The sequence below is a fragment of the Bacillus cereus group sp. BfR-BA-01356 genome (assembly GCF_022663635.1).
GTDB classification, from domain to species: Bacteria; Bacillota; Bacilli; order Bacillales; family Bacillaceae_G; genus Bacillus_A; species Bacillus_A cereus.
In genome coordinates this window covers 1-18618 of record NZ_JAKUFX010000114.1, presented here as the reverse complement: position 1 = coordinate 18618, position 18618 = coordinate 1, and the positions used below count along the sequence as shown (strand labels likewise).

Below are 18618 nucleotides of genomic sequence, written 5' to 3'. Positions count from 1 at the left end.
GGGTTTATTTGAGATGCTTATTTTTAAGAGTATGCTTTTATTTTAGGAATGTTTTGATCCGATGAGTCGAAAGCTCAGGTTGTGCTCACTCTTAAGTTGATGGGCATGGGATTCTTCTATGAAGAATAAAAAATGGATTACATTTTCTTTAGCAACAGCAATTACACTAAGTATAGGGACCTCGTTCATACCGTCTACTTATGCCGAAAGCTCTGTAGACCCAGCTCCTGAAATTGCTGCAAAAGTTGTAAATCAAAACAATGGGAAGAAAGTATTATTCGATAATACACACGGTCAAACTGCTGGGACAGCTGACTGGGTTATTGACGGCGGCTTTTCTGACTTCGGAAACGGCATTGCAAAAAACGGATATCACGTAAAGGAACTTCGTAAATCAACACCTATTACGTACGAAGACTTAAAAGATTACAATGTATTTATCGTTCCAGAAGCTAATATTCCTTACAAAAAATCTGAGCAGGACGCTATGTTACAATATGTAAAAAATGGTGGTAGTATCTTCTTTATTGCTGATCATTACAATGCAGATCGTAATAAAAATCGCTGGGACTCTTCTGAAGTATTTAATGGATATAGACGCGGTGCTTGGGATAATCCAGCAAAAGGAATGTCTAATGAAGAAGCAAATTCACAAGCTATGCAAGGAGTAGAAAGCTCTGATTGGCTCTCTGACAACTTCGGTATTCGCTTCCGCTACAATGCACTTGGTGATGTTTCAGCGAAAACAATTGTATCGCCTGAACAATCTTTCGGAATTACAAAAGGTGTTTCGTCTGTAGCAATGCATGCTGGTTCTACTCTAGCAATTACAAACCCAAAACTAGCAAAAGGACTTGTTTACCTTCCAGAAAATCCATCAAAATGGAATAACGCTGTTGATAGTGGCGTTTATAATGGCGGTGGTATTGCAGAAGGCCCATATGCTGCTATCGCAAAAGTAGGACTTGGAAAAGCTGCCTTTATTGGTGACTCTTCTCCTGTTGAAGATGCTACGCCAAAATACGTTCGTGAAGATTCTGGTCAAACAAAGAAAACTTACGATGGTTATAAAGAAGAAAACGATGCGATTTTATTAGAAAACATCGTAAATTGGTTATCAAATAAAGAGACATTTACAAGTTTAGATCAAGTAAATGGTTTACAACTTGATTCACCTACAGCTCTACAAACATTTGAACAGCCAAACTTATCAACAGAACCACAACCTGAACCTTGGAGTGCACCAAATGCAGGTTATCAATGGTTTAATACAAATACTTTTAAACCAGGTTCATACGGTTATAATGGTGCGGTAACAACAAGCGACTACGTCGTTACACACCCTAGCATTCTACCAAACAATGAAATTTTCCAAATGAAGATTCAAGTAAATAACTTACTACCTAATACAACGTATAACAACTATTCTTTAGGTATCTTCACTACTGGTGGAACACAAGTGGCTAAAGTACAAAATGCAAACGGCACTTGGCCATCTACTTTCGGATATAGTAGTGCATTTTCTTTCACAACAAACAGCTTAGGCTCTGCTGAGAAAGTTGTAAATGTACAGATTGATTCAAATACAACTGGACAAGCAACGCTTCGTCTACGCCAAAATACAACAACGAAATATAATGAAACTGTAACGATTAATAAGAAATAATAAAAAAGGCAATCCATACATGGATTGCCTTCTTCTCACTTCTCTTCCTTCGAGAAAAACATTCTTGAAATAACGATACCTATACTACCGACGATTAGGAATAACACTGCCCTAATCATCATCGATACCTCTGGTAAGTCAAGTAAGAATAACTTCCCTACCGTTACGACTAAAACGACTAAACCAGCATATAATATTTCATTCATATTTCTATTTCTTCCAAACCAAACCGCAAATAATGCATATACCATCCATAATAACGATACTGATACACTAATTACGCTTCCATCTGTAGATAAAACTTCACCGATTCTCGTAATTGTAATAAATACAATTATCATAAACCAATAGAGCACTATAGAATACATATATTTGCCGAAGCTCGCTAATACTTCTTTCGCTTCTCTCATGCAATAATAGAACGTTCCTATTAAAATAAGATGAGCAACAAAGCCTGCCGAAATAAATTGATCAAACGGGCTAAAAATAGTCTGTATCATTCCAATTGCGTAAACCGTCGCACTAACATACAATTTTATCTGTTGTTTTACTTTAATAGAAGTGACCATGCCAAGGAAACCTTGTAATAATAGTACAATCGCTGCATTCACTAAACTATACTCGTATAAAATCGCTAAACTAAATGCTCCCATTGCGAAACCAAATAAGAGATTTGTAAATGTAGAATGTCTATTCTTCCTATACTCAAGCACAAACATAGCAGCGTGCACAATTGCACTAATAATCAATCCCCATGTTGTAAAATCAGGTATTTTGGCAATAGCTAGTATAAAGAAAACTGCATTCGCACTAAATATCGCCAAACGTGGTTCTGGTATAAAACTTCTCTCCGTAAACATATGCCAAAATAATAGTAAATGAATCAAACCATATACAATCGTTAACTGTATTTGCAAGTTCTCTACTAACATTGACATAACAGCAAAGAAAACGAAAAGGACAATGGCAGCAACAGCGTAAGAAATCATATATAAGTATTTATAACGATTTTTCAACGCATACCATAATAAACTAAGTGTTAATACTGTCTCATATCCAAAGAAAATATAAGGATTAGGAGTCGTACTATTTAACAAGAATGGTACGAAGAACGCACCGACCGCTACGAAAATAGTGAGATATTCCGATTGATATCTTTTCGCTAAATAAATACCTAAAATAACCCATGCAATATTACAGAGAAACGCGACACTTGCCGGAATAAATCCATATAAATAATGTGCTGCAAACGTCGTTAGAACAATCCCGGTAATACTTCCTCCAGCTAATACTAATCCTAACGCTTGCCGCTCTCTTTTAATTTGAATATCTCCTATATAATACAACCCGATAGATAATGCGATACCAAACACAATTCGTATCGCTGGTGTTAATAAACCAGCATCTACCCCTGCTTTAAATAACCAGATCACTCCAAGCAACATAATACCGACAAATACACGCGGTAACCACGTCTGACAAAACTTAATAATATTAAATGGCTCTGGTTTAAAAGCCGATATATCTACTTGTTTTACCTCAGGTTCTTGCAAAGGCTCTTTTATCTTAACTATTTCTTCTTTTGGCTTTTCCTCCATTACCGTTTCAATATATTCTTTCTTGTTCTTACTAACATGTTGCTGAGCGTTTTCTACTTCTATTTCCCTTTGCTTTACTTTTAATTCAACAAGTGCTTCTTGAATTGTTTCAATTGCCGTTTCGAGTGCTTCTATTTTCTTATCCAAATCCTTCTTCATACGCTCCCCCCTTATTCGTAACTCTCATTGAACCTATATATTACCAATTATCTTTATCATACTCTTAGTCTATTCATTTTCAATAGTATTTTTCCAAAAAAAGAAAGGTGTCTTCCCAAAATAGGAAAACACCTTTTTACTCATTTATTCTTATTTAGAAAAATGCTAACGATAAAACCAAGACACATGCCTACAATAGCTGGAACAATCCACCCAACGCCTTCTGTATAAAACGGGATGTATTTTAATGCTGACGTCCACTGATTCATCATTACATTTTTATTTAAAATGTCAATTGCACTAAATAACGCTACAACCAAAACAGTTACTGCATATACGTATGCATACTTTCCAATATACTGATGGAATAACCCTAGAATAATAAGCGTTAACGCAATTGGATAAATAAATCCAAGAATTGGTACTGATACTTTTAAAATTTGCGTTAACCCTAAATTAGCTAAAATCATACTAACAACGCTTACTATAAATGCCCACAATTTATAAGATACTTTCGGAAATGCACTCGCAAAAAATTGACTACAAGACGTAACAAGTCCAATTGAAACACATAAACACGCGATAGTAAAAATAAGACCTAATAAAACGACTCCGCCCTGTCCAAATAATGTAATCATAACTTGTGCTAACACTTTCGCACCGTTATCAAATGTTCCTAATGAGCCACTAATTGCCCCCACATATCCAAGGATGACATAAATAATCGATAATAATAGTCCTGCCCCAATTCCAGCAATACTCATATATTTCGCTAAACCTTTATCATCTTCAATACCCTTTGCACGTAATGCATTTGCAATAACAATTCCAAAGATTAAAGCAGCTAACGCATCCATTGTTAAATATCCATCTAAAAACCCTTGAAACATAGGAGCTTGGCCATAGTTCCCTATTGGTTCTTTCATATCTCCTACTGTTGTAAACATACTCTTTATAAAAATGAGTGCAATCATACATAATAATAATGGCGTCAAGACTTTTCCAAACAACCCCATTAGTTTAGATGGTGATAAACTTAACCAGTAAACAATACTAAAGAAAATAACTGTGTAAAACAATAATAATCCGTTTCCTGCTTCAGGGAATAACTGACCTGGCCCCATTTCAAAGGCTAAACTTCCCGCACGTGGTATACCAAGCCCAGGTCCAATAAATACATACACGATACATGGAAAAATAATTGCAAATGAAGAATGAACCCTACCCGCTAACGTTTGAAAACTTCCTGCTTTTGCAATAGAGATAACACCTAATATAGGAAGACCTGTTGCTGATATAATAAACCCTACTAATGAAATCCAAACATGTTCTCCTGCTTCATACCCAAGGAAAGGTGGAAATATCAGATTCCCTGCTCCAAAGAACATAGAGAATAACATAAGGCTAATAAGTAAAATTTCTTTTTTCTGTAACAATTTCATTTCTTTCTCCTTCTTTAATTTCATCTTTTATGAAATCAATTTCACATATAAAAAAGTACAATAACCCGCTTCCTTGCAAAGAAAACATAGTCCATAGTCTATCACAAAAGAAACACCCATTCTATAGCTATTCCTCTTTTCCAATTTCTTCTGAAAAATCAACCTTTATTGACTTATAATAGTTAATAAGGTAAAATATTAAATGTACAAAATTATTAACTTTGTTTTTGTTTGTGTCAGGAGGAAAATAACATGGAATCAGCGATACAACTAGAAAGAGAACAACAAAGAAAAAAGAAACATCCTCCAGGTTTATACTTACTCTTCTTTACAGAAATGTGGGAAAGATTTAGTTACTATGGATTACGAGGATTATTAACATTATATTTAACGACAGCTTTAGTAAGCGGTGGTCTTGGGTTTAGTCCCGCATGGGCACTCTCTATTTACGGATTTTACACTGGAGCCTGTTATTTCACACCAATGATTGGTGGATACTTAACAGACCGTTTTCTAGGTAGACGAAAAGCAATCACAATTGGTGGTATAACAATGGCAATCGGTAACCTTACACTATTTGCCTTGCAAAACCAATTAGGCCTATACCTCGGATTAGCGCTTATTATTATCGGTAACGGATTCTTCAAACCGAACATCTCTACACTGGTTGGAGAATTATACGAAGAGAACGATCCAAAACGTGATAGTGCATTTACCATTTTCTATATGGGTATTAACGTCGGGTCATTTTTAGCTCCACTCGTTTGCGGATTTTTATCAGAAAATTTATTCAAAACAACAGTTGATGGCGTTGTACATTACGGATTCCGTTACGGTTTCTTAGCCGCTTCAATCGGAATGATCATTGGACAAATTTTATTTACAACACTATCAAATCGCTTCCTTGGTAATATCGGTAAAAAACCAACTCGCGATTTACAAACAGCTGCTGGACAACCATCAGTAGGAGATACACCGTTAACAAAAAAAGAAAAACAACGTACCGCTGTTATCGTCATTTTAACATGCTTCGTTGTCTTCTTCTGGGCTGGCTTTGAACAAGCTGGTAGCTCATTAACATTATATACAAACAAATTTGTAGACCGCTCTGTGTTCGGATGGGAAGTTCCAACATCTTGGTTCCAATCAGTCAATCCATTATTTATTATTTTGCTTGCTCCAGTCATTTCTGCATTATGGGCAAAACTTGCAACTCGCAAGCAGGGTGATTTAAAAATCCCAACTAAAATGGGACTTGGTATGATCTTGCTCGGTATCGGTTATATCATTCTCGTTATCGCTACATTAAAAACAGGTAGTGATGAACATAACATTACAGAAAAAGCAAACTTACTGTTTATCGTCTTTACGTATCTTTTCCATACGTTAGGTGAGCTATTCTTATCACCTGTCGGACTATCAATGGTTAGTGCGCTTGCTCCGGTAAAATTAGCATCTTTACTAATGGGTGTATGGCTAGCAAGTTCAGGTATCGCCAACATTTTAGGCGGACAACTTGCAAGCTTCACAACTTCACTTGGATACGCTGAAGTATTCACAGTTATTGGCGCTGTGGCAATTGTACTAGGTTGTGTTTTATTATTAATTTCTAAGAAATTAGTGAAATGGATGGATTAAAAAAGATGAGGAATTTCTCCTCATCTTTTTTTATGCTGTTTTACCTTTTTCAATTGCTTGTTCGTACAGCTCTTTATGTTCTTTATATTCACTTGGTACGAAACTCTTATAGAAGAATGAGAACCAGCTGTCTCCCTTTTTATACCCTTCTTCTCGAATTTCCGCTGCTTTTTTATTCGATTTAAATCCTTCAGTAAACCATTTCTTTAACAATTCATTTCTTTCATACTTAGCAGGAACTTTTAAATCATAGTTTTCAAATGCATACTTATAGCCAGCCTTTTCTACTGCCTTTTTTGTAGACTTATAGCCTTTTTCATACGCTGTTTCATATGCCTTCACGTATACTTCTTTCTCTCTATTTCCAGGATTCTTTTCAGCTAGTTCTTTCCCTGTCTTTTCCCCTAACTCAGCTTGCTCTTTTTCAATTTTTTCTGTTCTTTCTTTATTCCCTACTTTGAATCCGTCTGCAAAGTTTACCTTAAACTCTGGAGCAACTTGACTATCGTCCATCGTCTCTTGTGCTAAACCTTGTTCTTTTCCTTTTTCAAAATGCGTTTTCTTCTGCTCTTCTAAAGACCATACGGCTGCATAAGTCGCTTTAAACGCTTGTTTATATGCATCAGATTTTCCAGCTACATGCACTTCTGCATCATTTTTTCCTGCTTTAAAATCAGTTTCTCCATTCTTTTGACCTTCAAGTTGACCTTTTTCCATATCAGCTTGGCGCTGCGCTTCCTCTTGCTTACGTGCCTCTTCAGCTTTTCTTTGTTCCTCGGCTACACGTTGTCTCTCTTCTTCAGCTTTACGCTGTGCTTCTGCATTACGTTGTTTTTCCGCCTCAGCGTTGCGTTGCGCTTCTACAGCACGTTGTTTTTCCGCCTCAGTATTGCGCTGTGCTTCTGCTTGTCTCTCAGCTTCTACAGCACTATTATTATTCTGGCTAGGAGCTGGGCTCGTTGCGCCACTACTAGAAGCTGGTTTATTGTGATAATGATATTCCCCGTACTGTAATCCCCATTTCTCACAATTTGTACGACACGTATGTCCGCCATTAGCATCTGTACGCCCTGGATGTGCATAAGCTGAAATTGGAGCTACCAATAACGCTATACTCGTTGTTAAAAGAAGTTTCTTCACCTGTTGTCTCACTCTTGTTCCTCCCAAAAATAGAATTCTAACTTTATTATACATAAATAGAAGAATGTTCAAATACAAACCAAAATATTCTATTATTTCTCAACATTAGTAAAAAAAGAAGGTGAACTCTTTAAAGAGTTCACCTTCTTTTTTTACTTCTTCGCCTTCGTTCCTACTAAATCACCAGCAACAACATAACGCTTAGAATTATCCTTTACAGATACACATGTAATAAGCGTTATCTCATCTTTCCCATGATCCTCTACAACTTCCCACTTATCAGGAGTTACTTCAGATACACCAGTAACCGTATACTCATATTCATTTTCATTGTCATACAAATAAATTTTATCGCCTTTTTTCAAAGAAGCTATATCACTAAATAAAACACCTTTTTTAGACATATTATGTCCTGCTAATGCGTAATTTCCTTTTCCCATAACTTGATTCTCTTTTACTGTCGCTGCACCTGATAATAAGTTTTTTTCAGTAGAAGCTTTTAAAACAGGCAGTTCTACTGAAACACTTGGAATCGAAATACGACCAATTACTTGTTTCTTATCTAATGATGCATTCGCTACTTCCGCCAAGTCTGGTTGATTAATTTTGGAAGCATCTACAAATTCCGTCTCATGCTTTTCATAATCCATCTTTTGAACAGCCTGCACATTTTCAGTCTGTTTCTTTTCAGCCTGATATCCATCATAAAATGGCTTTCCAATTAATACGCCACCTACAACAAATAGCAGAATTGCTACTATACTATAAATTCTTTGCTTATTCATACACAGTTCCTTTCCCTTACAAAATCTTACTCTATATAAAATGATAAAATAATATCGCTATATGTACAAGTATTAGCTTAAAAAGAAACCTTCTTGCCAGTGCAAGAAGGTTTCTTTTTAAGCTAATTTATTTCTGTATAGTGATACGTGAAATACTGTCATTTGAATAAAGAAAATAGAAAATAGAATATATAATGGGTATCCAGGAAGATATTCATTAATAATAGGCGAAAAAGTTAAAAATCCAACTGCACAAGGTAACACAAACCATAACGATACAAATGTTGTTCGACAAGCTTTATCCGTAATCGCTTTTTCACGTTCATCTTCTAGCGGAAATAATAATGGATACATCCAAAAAGATAAATTCTTATATTTTTTCTTTTGAATTCTATAAAAAATTGTAACTATAATTGCTCCAATAAATAATAAAATGAATGGTACTCCATTAAACCATACTTCAAATGGGAATTTCTCGTTTTTAATTATATCTGCTAACTCTGTAATGACACTATAAAATTCAACAAATGTCCAGCATGCTAAAGCAGTATAAAGCACGTTTATGATATAAGAAAAAACAATTCTATTCATCCTCTTCCCCCTCCTTATTTAAAACAAACACATCTTCCATCTTTAACTGAAACACATCACAAATTGTAAGTGCTAATAACAACGAAGGAACGTAATCCCCTTTTTCAATTGCAGCAATTGTTTGTCTCGTTACTCCAACCTTTTCTGCTAATACACTTTGCGTAAAGTTAAAACGAGCTCTTAATTCTTTTACTCTATTTAAAATGGTCAAATTTACCACCTCTCACCATTATTGTATGCTATCCTTAACAAAATGTAAACTCAACTTAACATTAATTTTATAAAAAAATCCAACTCTACGTATTGTAAAGTTGGATTACTTGTTAGTTTAAAATTGTAACTTTAACTGTTCTTCTGCCCCAGCTACTTGATGAACCTTTATCTGGCATTAAAACATCAATTCTATGCCCCTTAATAGCTCCACCAGTATCGGCTGCAATTGCTACTCCATAACCTTCAACATTTACAGTCTTACCTAATGGAATAACACTTGGATCTACAGCAATTAATTTCATTCCTGGGTTTGCAGTTAGATTATAACCTTTACCACCTGGTCCCCATGCAGAAAATACTTGTTGACCTGGCGCATAACCATTTTCACCTGGATCAGCTGTATAAGCTGTAGCTTCTACATAAATTTCTTTCCCACCAGCAGTTGGCTTAGAAGATGGTTCAGGTTGTGCAGGTTCTACCTTCGAATTATTATTAGCTACTGGTTCAACCGGTTTACTAGCTTTTTCCTGCTTTGGCTTTTCAGCAATTTCTGCTTGTGCTTTCGCTAAAGCTTCTTGCTCTGCTTTTGCAGCCGCTTCTGCTTTTGCACGCTCTTCTGCTGCGATTCTTGCTGCTTCTTGCTCACGAGCAATCGTTTCTTGTACTGTCTTCATATTTGATTCAATTTTAGCTTTTTCTTCCGCTGCTAAATTAAGTTGACTTGCAACTTCATTATATTTAGCTTGAACTGTTTGTAAGTTATCTTGACGTTTTTTCAAGTTATCTTGCAGTTCAGCTTGCGCTTTTGCTAATTTTTGTTTGTCTACTACTAAAGATGCTTCTTTTTCGTCAATTGTTTTCTTATCTTCTTCAATTTGACGAAGATCTTGTTCTTGTAGACGTAAAATTTCTTTATCAGCTTCTAGAATAGTAGAAACTGCGTTCATACGTTGTAAGAAGTCTGCAAAGTTTTTTGACTCTACTACAACTTCTACTACTAAACTTGTATTTGAACTGTTTTGAACAGAAACCATACGTTTTCTCATAATATCTTTACGAGCAAGGACTTTATCCTCCAAAACGACAATTTCTTGCTTTTTTTGCTCAATCTGCTTATGTGTTTCATCGATTTTACGTTGAATAGCAGCTTGATCCTCTTTATTTTTTGCAATTGTATTATTTAAATTATGTAGTTCGTTTTCGATACCTTTAATTTCTTTACTAACAGCTTGCTTTTCTTGCTCTTTCTTTTGCATTTCTGCATCGTTTTGTTGCAATTGCTGTTGCATGTTGTTAAGTTTCTCGTCGTTTGACTCTGCTTTAACAGCGACTGTACTAGAAAGACCGATAATTCCTGCTAATACTAGACAGCTGATTCGCTTAAAATAGTTCATAATCCGACTCCCTTCTTATACAGTTATACATGATTTATTTTACAGTTTGTTTACAAAACGATTAAATACAGTTTATTTTTCGTGACGAAAAAAAGAGAATTATGAATAAAATGTAATAGATTCTTAAATATTTAACAATTCCTATATTTAAAAAATACAAAAGATGCTAAAATCCAAATATAGAGAAAATATAACTTTCGAAGGCGGTTGAAATAAATACATGTTTACTCAAAAAAAATCACTCCAACATACAATTGCTCAATTAGAAGAGCGTATACAAGAATTAGAATTAGAATTAAAACAAAAGGATATTGAAAAGCAAGAGACTATTTCTACTATCCACGATCGTGTACAAAGCGTTGTCCAAGAGCATCAACTTGTAAATAACCAACACAATACACTTCAAAATTTAGTTCAACAATTAAGTTCATGTTTCGAAAATGTTTCAACACGTACGACACATTCCAATGAGTTAAATAATGAAATGTTACAAAAGGAACAAAGCTTAATTCAGTCTATTGCAGAAATTATTGACTGCTCTAATGAAGGAAAAGAATCCGTTCACCGCTTACTTATTGTAATTAATAAATTAGGTGAACAATCTCAACGCACGTCTAATAGTATGAATCATCTAAGCGAACGCTCAAAGGAAATCGAGCAAATTGTAGAAGTCATTCAAAACATTGCAGCACAAACAAATTTACTTGCATTAAATGCGAGTATTGAAGCCGCACGTGCTGGGGAGCACGGTAAAGGATTCGCTGTCGTTGCCAATGAGGTAAGAAAACTAGCGGAAAGTACAGCAGAAAGTACAAAAAACATCGGCAACTTAACGAAAAAAATTCAAGAAGAAATTGAAAAAGCATATGATAACACAAAAGATAATTTACATTTAGTCGATGAAGGTGTAGAAATGAGCGCCGATACAAATGCTAGAATTGAAAATATTTTAGTTATGATTCAAACGTTACAAAATGGTGCTACAAATGTTATTAAGGCTATCGAAAACCAAAAGTCTTGTAATGATGACATATTACGAGAATTCGCTAACACACAACAAATGTTCCAAAAATTAAATACTACTATTATGAATCATATTCATGATGCTGAAAAAGTCGATGTTCAATTGTCTAAAAGTCTTCAAGAAACAGTAACTTCTTAATTAAAAATAAAAATCCCTTATACTGCTATAAGGGATTTTTATTTTATTTTGAATATTTATTTCTTTTCAATATTCATCCATATCTTTGTTATAATGGAAAAGTTGTTTCTTTCAACTAATAAACAAGGAGGTTATTATGGAACAATTTTACTACGTTTTAAAATATTTAATTCTCGGTCTGTTCCAAGGACTAACAGAACCAATTCCGATTTCTTCAAGTGGTCATCTCGTTTTAGCACAACATTTGCTAGGACTAAAAATAGAAGGGTTTAGCTTCGAACTACTTGTTAATTCAGCTTCATTATTAGCTGTATTACTTATTTATAGAAATGATTTAATTCGTCTAACGAAGAATGGTCTCTCTTATATATTTACAAGAGCAGAAGACGCAAAATCAGATTTCTTCTTTATTATTTATCTTGTTATTGCAACCATTCCAGCAGGTGTTATTGGTGTTTTATTTAAAGATTACATCGATCAGTACTTAAAAGGTGTGAAGATGGTTGGGATTTCCCTTCTTATTACTGCTGTCGGCCTTTGGATTATTAGAAATTTACGCGGTCGTAAAAATGATGGCGACCTTTCTATGAAAGATGCAATCATCGTCGGATTAGCACAAGCTTGCGCACTGATTCCCGGAATAAGCCGATCTGGTGCCACAATCGTAGCAGCAATGTTACTTGGTATGAAGCAAGAAACAGCTCTTCGCTTCTCATTCTTACTATACATTCCTGTTAGCTTAGGTGGCTTGTTGTTAAGCATTACAGACATTGCAAATGATCCAAATCTAGACACATTATTCGTACCATATGTCGTTGCATTCATCGCAACATTTATCATGACGTATATTTCACTAAAATGGTTTATGAACATTATGGCAAAAGGAAATTTAAAATATTTCTCTTTCTATTGTATTATCGTAGGTGTACTTACTCTTATTTTCTTATAAAGTAAAACTTACAAATTGAAAGCGAGTCATCTAGTGTAATAGAATGACTCGCTTTTTTATACCTTTATTAAGTTAAAACCTATCATTTACTTCGAATTTTCTGAATAGTATAATATTATTTAAGTTCACTATTACAGTAATTCTATCTTTCCTACTATTATCGTAAAAGAGGTGTTTATATGTTTATAGTTACTAAACTCATTCACATTAAGTACGGATATGAAAATGAGCTATTTTATGGGCTTAAACAATATTATCCTTCCCCTGGAACGAACGGTTGTATTAACATAGAGTTTTCACATGTTCATCGTACAAATGATAAGGCAGAATATATGATTCGTATGTTATGGAAAACACAACAAGATTACCATACATGGCTTTCTCAAAAAGAAGGCAATGAAACTTTGAAGCACAAAATACAAGGCTATATCCTTTCTTCCAAATCAAATGCTACCTATGTGCATTAACCCTTCTCTTTTTATTCCTTACGAGGGACAAAATGATAAAGTAAAACTTTAATCAGCCCTCATCAATTGGGCTGTTCACAAATAACGAGGTAAGGACCCTCTTACTTTTCATACTGTAAGAGGGCTTCTCTTATGCATACACTTTCTTCTCTTGACAATACAAACGAATAACATGTTTATTTTGTTGAAATACATCATGCGTCAGCCGAATAATAATAAAGTTTCGTTTTGTTTGATCATCATGAACAAAAATCTGTTCTCCCTCCTGAAAACGCCATGCACTTTCAAAAGTCGTAATATGATCCCCACTTACAGAAAAAAGTTCATATCGCATCTCTTGTACCCTCTCTCAACTTATATAATCATAATATCCTCATATTAAATTTATTATAACTTAATTCCTATAAAATTAGTAATTATTTCTATTTCGAAAGATTTTAACTTTGTATTTAAATATTTTTAGCGCTATAATGATAAACGAATTTTTATTGAAAGGAGTTTTACTTTGACTGCATATTTATTTCCAGTGAAAACAGCATTTATTTTATTTCCCTTTTTAGCAATGTTTCTTTTAATTCCTTTTTTAATATTTAATTATCGAAAATACGGTTATTTAAATAAATGGCGCTCATTTATTTTATACTCATTATTACTTTACTTATTAAATGCCTATTTTCTTGTTATTTTGCCGTTGCCACAAACGTTTGATACTTGTAGCCTACAACCGGCTAATACACAACACATGCAACTCTCACCATTTTATTTCATACAAGAGATTAGTAGTCATACATCGGCAGTTTTAACGAAACCAACTACTTATTTCTACTTATTAAAAGAGTCTGCGTTTTTACAAGTTGCCTTTAATGTTCTATTAACTGTTCCATTCGGCATTTACTTACGTTATTATTTCCGACGTAGTTTCTTACAAACAATTTGCATTTCCTTTTTCCTTTCACTATTTTTTGAGCTAACACAAGTGACTGGATTATACGGTATATACAATTGTGCATACCGATTATTTGATATCGATGATTTGTTTTTAAATACATTAGGTGGCGTAATTGGTTTTATCATTGCACCAATATTTACGTACTTCCTTCCGAAGACAAACGAGTTAGATAGTCATATTAATTTGGAAACGAAACCAGTCGGATTCATTCGTCGCCTTATCGCAATGCAAATTGATTGGATTTTCTTATCTATCGTCGTACCTGTCGTTAAAAACAAAGGAAATTCTTTCTTCGTTTCTAATATGCAATCTTACACCAATATGTATGAACTCATTTTCATTACGTGTTCAATCCTTATTTACTTTATTATTATTCCATACTTTACGAATGGAAAAACAATTGGGAAAGCATTGCTTCGCATTCACGTGAAAGGAAAATCAAATCGTATTACATTAAAAGAACTATTTATTCGCTACGGTATATTTTATTTTGCGCTAGGCGGAATCAATTATATTCTTTCTAGTAGCTCTATTTTAAATCACACAGAGCCTTTAGTATTACTCGTTACATTGTTATTCCTATTTATCATTAACGGCCTATTCATTATTCATATTTTACTGCATGTATTTAGCCGTGATAAACTACTATTTTATGAACATATTAGTCATACAAGAAATGCAATTACACTAAAAAAAGCTGACAAATAATTATTTGTCAGCTTTTTTATATACATAATATGAAACTTTAATCAGTGGGGGTCTTACTGCCCGGCAAATAGCGGGATAAATAACTTTTCTGCATAAGGATTAAAAAACATTCCAAGTTCATCTAGAGATTTCCTCACCTGTAAAAACGAATGAAACTCTGGATATATATCTTGTAATTGCTCATATGATAATGTATGCATTTTCCCCCAATGCGGACGCCCTTCATACTTCAGAAAAATTTTTTCCACTTCGCCAAAGTAAGCAGCATATTTCATACCTTTATACATATGAACAGCGATATACGCTGAATCTCTTCCATAGGCTGGACTAAGCCATATATCATCCCCTTTTACATAGCGGCATTCGATCGGAAAGTGCACCTTATACTTTTTCTTTTCAATAAGATTTGAGATTTCTTCTACAACCGTCCTCATATACTTTGAAGGAATGCTATACTCCATTTCATAAAATGGTACCGTACGTGATGTAGCAAATACTTCATAGCTCGGGCCAATTATTTTTGTGTTTGGTACAGCTTTAGCTGATAATCGACTCACTCCTTTACTTATAGAAGGAAACCATTTACACCCTTTAGATAGTAAAGAGAACATCCTATTTTCAAGTAACTCCACCTTTAGTTTATGCCATTTCAAATCACTGCCTTGATTCGTTGTTTCGTTCGTAAGTTTTACTTGTACTTCATCAGAATAAGGAAAAACGAAAAATTCAAAATGACGATGCTTCTTATATTCTTCTAGTTTGTTCATTACAGTGGATAATGACTGTTTTTCACTTTCATAAACGAGTGAATACGCTGGAATAACCTTCAATTTTATCTTTACAATGATACCTAACATTCCAAGTGACAACTGAAACGCTCTCCAATATTCTACGTTCTCAGCTTCCGAACAAACTATACTCTCACCATTAGATAGAACTGCCGTAATCTCTATAACTTGTGTTGATAAGCTCCCAAAGGTAATACCCGTTCCATGAGTCCCCGTACTAATCGCTCCTGCAATAGATTGCGAATCAATATCCCCTAAATTTTCTTGCGCATACCCTTTTTCCTCAAGTAACTTCCCTAAATCATATAACTTTGTTCCTGCCCATACTTCAGCAATCATCTTCTCTGCATCAATATTCACAATACCCTTCAATTCATCTAAAGAAACTAAAACTTCTTCCGTTTGCACAAGGGGTGTAAACGAATGTCCTGAACCGACAACACGAATTTTCTTCCCCTTTTTTCGCGCAAGTCCCACAACTTCTACTACATCTTGTATACTTTCTGGATACATCGTATAATGCGGCGTTCCTTCTACATTCCCTGTCCAATTTCTCCACTTTTGTCCCTTTATAGAAAGCATTGGCCATCCCCCCGATATGTTGAATACTCCCCAACAATCTCTCCTTTTTTAACACGATACAAAAAGGGAAAACGCTCACATAACTCACCAGCTTTACTATGGCGAAACAAAATGGACTCTCCTATATCCACTCGTTCCTCACCTTTATAAAAAATTGGCGTTTGTACCTCGCCAGCACCTTCTAAAGCTAATAGTTTTGCACCCTTCGGTCTCCAAACTTCAGGCTCTTTATCTTTTCCAACTGCTCCTGAAGCAATATATCCACCACCTAGGCAAGTGTAAATAAACGGGACTGGTTTACGCACAACTGGTAAGGCAAATCCGACCGCTGGATAAAATTTTACCTCTTTATAATAATCAAACAGCTTCGGAGAATAAAAAGCAGAACCTATTGTAATCTCTGAAACTGAATTATCTTTCTCGGTTGTTTTTATACTTCCTGTTCCGCCTCCATTTACAAACCTTAGCTCAATACCAAGGTTTTGTATTGCTTTTACAATATGTTCTCTTCTTTCTTTCACTTCTAGCACTGATTTCTGCTTTAAATATGAAATTATTTTACTTTTCAACCATTGATTCGGTATATGATCTCCCACCCCAGCAATTTGAGCTTCATAACCCATTACACCATCTAACATTAAATATGATGACCTTCTCACCTTTTCTACTACTTTCAACGCATCCTGCACATTTTTTACTGGGGACCTTTGTACACCAAAATGAAATTGAAAGAAACGACTACTCATATCAATATCCAAACAAACACGAAAACATCCTTTAGATTTCTCAGCAATGCTTTCTAAATACACAATATGCTCTTCACAATCCACCATACAAGTTATAATGAAACCTTTCTTTGTTAACAAACTAATTTCATACAGAGCTCTTTCATCGTAAGCAGGATATCCAAGCAATAAATCATTAAATCCTTGTTCTATTAAAAATAAAATCTCTCTAGGTGAAAAGCACATAATACCTTGAAATCGATCATTTGCAGCTAAAATCTTTTGCATAATCGGAACAGAGCGTAACGATTTACTCGCTATACGAATCTTCTTATTTCCACTTAACTCTATAATCGATTGAATATTTCTATCTAAAGCCATTTCATCCAAAAATGCACACGGTAATGGAACTTCTTTAAAAATTCCTCGATCCACATTTTTCTCTCCTCTTCTCAATATGTCTTATACATATTGGAAAGAAAGTGTGATTTTCCTGTTTGCAAATAAAAAAAGTTTCTTCTTTACGAAGAAACTTTTTGAAACTACTTCATAGAAATAGTCGCCTCTACTGGATAATGATCAGAGTAATCATTATACGTATATTTTTGGAACCACGATGTAACAGTCCATTGTGGAGATTTCGGCTGTAACACCTTATTCTCTATATATGATGGGTTCGCATGGTCTTTACTTGCAATAATATAATCTAAATACTCAGCAGGACTATCAGGGAAATTATATTTTGCAATACTGTTTGTCGTTGCGTCCCAAGTCGCTGTATGTCCAGTATAAGATGGTACAGAAGCGTTCAATGTTTTAAACATAGATGCATACTCTGAATCATTCTTGTTCTCTGCATTAATTTTATTTACGTTCATATCACCGCCAATTAACACATACTCATTATTTGGTATATTTTTATTTTTAATAAAGTCTTGAATTTCTTTTAATTGGTCTGTACGTACAGATGCAGGTGAAGTTTTTCCGCACATACTATCTTCCGCTTGCAAATGTGTACCAATCACGTGAACGAAGCGATCATTTTTCTTAATTTTCGTGTATACAAATCCTTTATTCGATAAATTATCTGGCCCGCATCCTTTTGCAAATACATATTGAATCTTTTCAGCGATTGGCCATTTGCTCACAATCGCAACGCCACCATCTTCAGGAGTTGAAGATGAATAGTTTCCTAACGTTTTATCCCATTCACTTCCACTACTACGACCTAATACTGCTGTTTGATTTGGATATTCTTTCTTCAAATTCCCTAATAAACGATCTGAAGCGCTATTATCAAACACTTCATTTAATATAACTACATCTTGATTCTTTATATAATCTGCCGCCCCGATTAAATCAGCACGCTCAGTTTGTCCCCAGTTCGGATATAAGTTTGTTGATAGCATATATACATTATGCGTCATCACTTTTAATGTATCATTTTGATTTGTAGACACTTCTGCTTGAGCTGACGTTCCGCTATATAAAGCTCCTAAACCAACACCTAAGCTAAGTACACCTTTTAGCAATTTACATTTCACGTTTCATACCCCATGCCCATCAACTTAAGAGTGAGCACAACCTGAGCTTTCGACTCATCGGATCAAAACATTCCTAAAATAAAAGCATACTCTTAAAAATAAGCATCTCAAATAAACC

General features: G+C 34.6%; 17 protein-coding genes. 6 read left to right on the top strand and 11 right to left on the bottom strand.

Annotated features, from left to right (window positions below; genetic code table 11):
- The first annotated feature begins 118 nt into the window (after positions 1-118).
- Positions 119-1666 carry a DNA-binding protein gene (locus tag MR168_RS26120; RefSeq protein WP_000791506.1) on the top strand — a complete coding sequence of 516 codons (1548 nt, stop codon included), beginning with the start codon at positions 119-121 and terminating at the stop codon, positions 1664-1666.
- A 35-nt stretch (positions 1667-1701) separates the two neighbouring features.
- Here MR168_RS26120 and MR168_RS26115 read toward each other — a convergent pair whose 3' ends face one another.
- Both MR168_RS26115 and brnQ1 read right to left on the bottom strand, forming a co-directional pair.
- Positions 1702-3423, bottom strand: coding sequence for a DUF2339 domain-containing protein (locus tag MR168_RS26115; protein ID WP_086412297.1), 1722 nt, complete (start codon positions 3421-3423; stop codon positions 1702-1704).
- A 140-nt stretch (positions 3424-3563) separates the two neighbouring features.
- The gene (brnQ1, locus tag MR168_RS26110) at positions 3564-4865 is read right to left on the bottom strand and encodes a branched-chain amino acid transport system II carrier protein BrnQ1 (protein ID WP_000771692.1); all 1302 of its coding nucleotides are present in this window, start codon (positions 4863-4865) and stop codon (positions 3564-3566) included.
- A 252-nt stretch (positions 4866-5117) separates the two neighbouring features.
- Here brnQ1 and MR168_RS26105 point away from each other — a divergent pair, with 252 nt between their 5' ends.
- On the top strand, positions 5118-6503 hold the full coding sequence (locus MR168_RS26105; protein WP_000443143.1) for a peptide MFS transporter: 1386 nt from the start codon (positions 5118-5120) through the stop codon (positions 6501-6503).
- A 30-nt stretch (positions 6504-6533) separates the two neighbouring features.
- Here MR168_RS26105 and MR168_RS26100 read toward each other — a convergent pair whose 3' ends face one another.
- The 5 genes from MR168_RS26100 to MR168_RS26080 form a co-directional block, all read right to left on the bottom strand.
- Complete coding sequence (locus MR168_RS26100; RefSeq protein ID WP_152122655.1) at positions 6534-7655, bottom strand: YHYH domain-containing protein; 1122 nt, start codon at positions 7653-7655, stop codon at positions 6534-6536.
- Between the two features lie 140 nt (positions 7656-7795).
- Positions 7796-8428 (bottom strand): class A sortase, encoded by a 633-nt coding sequence (locus tag MR168_RS26095; protein ID WP_001041727.1) that lies wholly within the window; start codon positions 8426-8428, stop codon positions 7796-7798.
- Positions 8429-8545: 117 nt separating this feature from the next.
- Positions 8546-9019: a DUF2178 domain-containing protein gene (locus MR168_RS26090; protein WP_001080043.1), complete on the bottom strand. Its 474-nt coding sequence runs from the start codon at positions 9017-9019 to the stop codon at positions 8546-8548.
- Positions 9012-9230: a helix-turn-helix transcriptional regulator gene (locus MR168_RS26085; protein ID WP_000154019.1), complete on the bottom strand. Its 219-nt coding sequence runs from the start codon at positions 9228-9230 to the stop codon at positions 9012-9014. The genes MR168_RS26090 and MR168_RS26085 overlap by 8 nt, the downstream gene beginning before the upstream one ends.
- A 112-nt stretch (positions 9231-9342) precedes the next feature.
- Positions 9343-10626: a 3D domain-containing protein gene (locus MR168_RS26080; protein WP_086412299.1), complete on the bottom strand. Its 1284-nt coding sequence runs from the start codon at positions 10624-10626 to the stop codon at positions 9343-9345.
- Positions 10627-10846: 220 nt separating this feature from the next.
- Between MR168_RS26080 and MR168_RS26075 the strand changes: the two genes are divergently transcribed.
- The 3 genes from MR168_RS26075 (at position 10847) to MR168_RS26065 (ending at position 13204) form a co-directional block, all read left to right on the top strand.
- The gene (locus MR168_RS26075) at positions 10847-11788 is read left to right on the top strand and encodes a methyl-accepting chemotaxis protein (protein ID WP_000495036.1); all 942 of its coding nucleotides are present in this window, start codon (positions 10847-10849) and stop codon (positions 11786-11788) included.
- A 136-nt stretch (positions 11789-11924) separates the two neighbouring features.
- Complete coding sequence (locus tag MR168_RS26070; RefSeq protein ID WP_000434794.1) at positions 11925-12737, top strand: undecaprenyl-diphosphate phosphatase; 813 nt, start codon at positions 11925-11927, stop codon at positions 12735-12737.
- Positions 12738-12916: 179 nt separating this feature from the next.
- Positions 12917-13204 carry a hypothetical protein gene (locus MR168_RS26065; protein WP_000471249.1) on the top strand — a complete coding sequence of 96 codons (288 nt, stop codon included), beginning with the start codon at positions 12917-12919 and terminating at the stop codon, positions 13202-13204.
- A gap of 130 nt (positions 13205-13334) precedes the next feature.
- Here MR168_RS26065 and MR168_RS26060 read toward each other — a convergent pair whose 3' ends face one another.
- Entirely contained in the window at positions 13335-13538 is a 204-nt protein-coding gene (locus MR168_RS26060) for a hypothetical protein (RefSeq protein ID WP_001268332.1), read from the bottom strand.
- Between the two features lie 171 nt (positions 13539-13709).
- Here MR168_RS26060 and MR168_RS26055 point away from each other — a divergent pair, with 171 nt between their 5' ends.
- A complete protein-coding gene (locus tag MR168_RS26055) occupies positions 13710-14861 on the top strand; it encodes a VanZ family protein (protein WP_000128027.1) in 1152 nt (383 codons plus the stop codon).
- A gap of 53 nt (positions 14862-14914) precedes the next feature.
- Here MR168_RS26055 and MR168_RS26050 read toward each other — a convergent pair whose 3' ends face one another.
- The 3 genes from MR168_RS26050 to sph form a co-directional block, all read right to left on the bottom strand.
- Positions 14915-16231 carry a D-arabinono-1,4-lactone oxidase gene (locus MR168_RS26050; RefSeq protein ID WP_048535640.1) on the bottom strand — a complete coding sequence of 439 codons (1317 nt, stop codon included), beginning with the start codon at positions 16229-16231 and terminating at the stop codon, positions 14915-14917.
- Entirely contained in the window at positions 16219-17391 is a 1173-nt protein-coding gene (locus tag MR168_RS26045) for an amino acid deaminase/aldolase (protein WP_000373736.1), read from the bottom strand. Before MR168_RS26045 ends, MR168_RS26050 begins: the two co-directional genes overlap by 13 nt.
- Positions 17392-17498: 107 nt before the next feature.
- Positions 17499-18500: a sphingomyelinase C gene (gene sph, locus MR168_RS26040; RefSeq protein WP_000649835.1), complete on the bottom strand. Its 1002-nt coding sequence runs from the start codon at positions 18498-18500 to the stop codon at positions 17499-17501.
- Positions 18501-18618 lie beyond the last annotated feature (118 nt).

Coding starts and splice junctions, on each gene's coding strand:
- MR168_RS26075 (WP_000495036.1), top strand. CDS start 10,847: ATGTTTACTCAAAAAAAATCACTCCAACATACAATTGCTCAATTAGAA.
- MR168_RS26095 (WP_001041727.1), bottom strand. CDS start 8,428: ATGAATAAGCAAAGAATTTATAGTATAGTAGCAATTCTGCTATTTGTT.
- MR168_RS26060 (WP_001268332.1), bottom strand. CDS start 13,538: ATGCGATATGAACTTTTTTCTGTAAGTGGGGATCATATTACGACTTTT.
- MR168_RS26090 (WP_001080043.1), bottom strand. CDS start 9,019: ATGAATAGAATTGTTTTTTCTTATATCATAAACGTGCTTTATACTGCT.
- brnQ1 (WP_000771692.1), bottom strand. CDS start 4,865: ATGAAATTGTTACAGAAAAAAGAAATTTTACTTATTAGCCTTATGTTA.
- MR168_RS26070 (WP_000434794.1), top strand. CDS start 11,925: ATGGAACAATTTTACTACGTTTTAAAATATTTAATTCTCGGTCTGTTC.
- MR168_RS26080 (WP_086412299.1), bottom strand. CDS start 10,626: ATGAACTATTTTAAGCGAATCAGCTGTCTAGTATTAGCAGGAATTATC.
- MR168_RS26065 (WP_000471249.1), top strand. CDS start 12,917: ATGTTTATAGTTACTAAACTCATTCACATTAAGTACGGATATGAAAAT.
- MR168_RS26050 (WP_048535640.1), bottom strand. CDS start 16,231: ATGCTTTCTATAAAGGGACAAAAGTGGAGAAATTGGACAGGGAATGTA.
- MR168_RS26105 (WP_000443143.1), top strand. CDS start 5,118: ATGGAATCAGCGATACAACTAGAAAGAGAACAACAAAGAAAAAAGAAA.
- MR168_RS26120 (WP_000791506.1), top strand. CDS start 119: ATGAAGAATAAAAAATGGATTACATTTTCTTTAGCAACAGCAATTACA.
- MR168_RS26115 (WP_086412297.1), bottom strand. CDS start 3,423: ATGAAGAAGGATTTGGATAAGAAAATAGAAGCACTCGAAACGGCAATT.